The sequence below is a fragment of the Acinetobacter sp. CWB-G5 genome, assembly GCF_019209785.1.
Taxonomy (GTDB): Bacteria; Pseudomonadota; Gammaproteobacteria; order Pseudomonadales; family Moraxellaceae; genus Acinetobacter; species Acinetobacter johnsonii.
This window is the reverse complement of the sequence record NZ_JAHUTF010000024.1, coordinates 1,071-2,825: the sequence shown is the minus strand read 5'-3', so window position 1 is coordinate 2,825 and position 1,755 is coordinate 1,071. Positions and strand designations below refer to the sequence as shown.

The window sequence follows — 1,755 nt, the reverse complement described above, 5'->3', positions numbered from 1 at the left end:
TTTTGGGACCTTAGCTGTTGGTCTGGGCTGTTTCCCTTTCGACTACGGATCTTAGCACTCGCAGTCTGACTGCCGAACATGTGTATTAGCATTCGGAGTTTATCTGAGATTGGTAATCCTAGACGGACCCCTCACCCAAACAGTGCTCTACCTCCAATACACTTACATTTCGACGCTAGCCCTAAAGCTATTTCGGAGAGAACCAGCTATCTCCCAGTTCGTTTGGAATTTCTCCGCTATCCACAAGTCATCCAAACACTTTTCAACGTGTCCTGGTTCGGGCCTCCAGTGCGTCTTACCACACCTTCACCCTGCTCATGGATAGGTCACTAGGTTTCGGGTCTACATCATGATACTAAGTCGCCCTATTCAGACTCGGTTTCCCTACGGCTCCGTCTCTTCAACTTAACCTCGCATCATAACGTAACTCGCCGGTTCATTCTACAAAAGGCACGCTCTCACCCATTAACGGGCTCGAACTTCTTGTAGGCACACGGTTTCAGGTGCTATTTCACTCCCCTCTCGGGGTTCTTTTCACCTTTCCCTCACGGTACTGGTTCACTATCGGTCACTAAGGAGTATTTAGGGTTGGGAGATGGTCCTCCCGGATTCAAACTGGATTTCGCGTGTCCAGCCCTACTCAGGATACTGCTAGGTATAAGCGCTATTTCGTCTACGGGATTATTACCCTCTTTGATTAACCTTCCCAGGTTATTCGACTATAATGCTTAAGTCCACGTTGCAGTCCTACAACCCCAAGAAGCAAGCTTCTTGGTTTGCCCTTCTTCGCGTTCGCTCGCCGCTACTTACGAAATCGTTTTTACTTTCTCTTCCTGCAGGTACTTAGATGTTTCAGTTCTCTGCGTTACCTTTACATGAGCTATGTATTCACTCATGAATAACTGCTAGTAGCAGCTGGGTTTCCCCATTCGGAGACCTAGGGATCAATGCGTACTTACTGCTCCCCCTAGAATATCGTCGTTAGTCACGTCCTTCATCGGCTCTTAGTGCCAAGGCATCCACCGTGCGCCCTTATTAACTTTGCCATGATGATTTATAATCATCGTTTTTCAAGTATAAGTTTGTAAATTCTTTAAAATTCACAGCTTTTGGTTTATTTATCGTTATTAGATATTGTTATTTAGTTTTCAATGTTCAAGTGATTTTAACGTCTTGTCTGACAATGGAGCCTAGCGGGATCGAACCGCTGACCTCCTGCGTGCAAAGCAGGCGCTCTCCCAGCTGAGCTAAGGCCCCACAATCAAGAATTTGATTCTTGCTTAGGTTTATCACTAAACCCCTCAAAACTGAATAAAGTTGAATGCTCACGTCTTTGTATATATTCCTTAGAAAGGAGGTGATCCAGCCGCACCTTCCGATACGGCTACCTTGTTACGACTTCACCCCAGTCATCGGTCTTACCTTAGGAAGCGCCCTCCTTGCGGTTAGGCAACCTACTTCGGGTACTCCCAACTCCCGTGGTGTGACGGGCGGTGTGTACAAGGCCCGGGAACGTATTCACCGCGGCGTGCTGATCCGCGATTACTAGCGATTCCGACTTCATGTAGGCGAGTTGCAGCCTACAATCCGAACTGAGAATGGTTTTAAGAGATTAGCTAAACATCACTGTCTCGCGACTCGTTGTACCATCCATTGTAGCACGTGTGTAGCCCAGGTCATAAGGGGCATGATGATTTGACGTCATCCCCACCTTCCTCCGGTTTATCACCGGCAGTCTCGTTAGAGTGCCCAACT

General features: G+C 47.6%; 1 tRNA gene and 2 rRNA genes (1 of these 3 cut by a window edge). All 3 read right to left on the bottom strand.

Features of this window, described 5'->3' with window-relative positions:
- Positions 1-1,046, bottom strand: a 23S ribosomal RNA gene (locus tag KVY11_RS16510); the annotation flags it as partial.
- A gap of 138 nt (positions 1,047-1,184) precedes the next feature.
- Positions 1,185-1,257 (bottom strand) — tRNA-Ala (locus tag KVY11_RS16505).
- Positions 1,258-1,350: 93 nt separating this feature from the next.
- Positions 1,351-1,755 (bottom strand): 16S ribosomal RNA (locus KVY11_RS16500) (its annotated part continues 1,070 nt past the right edge of the window); the annotation flags it as partial.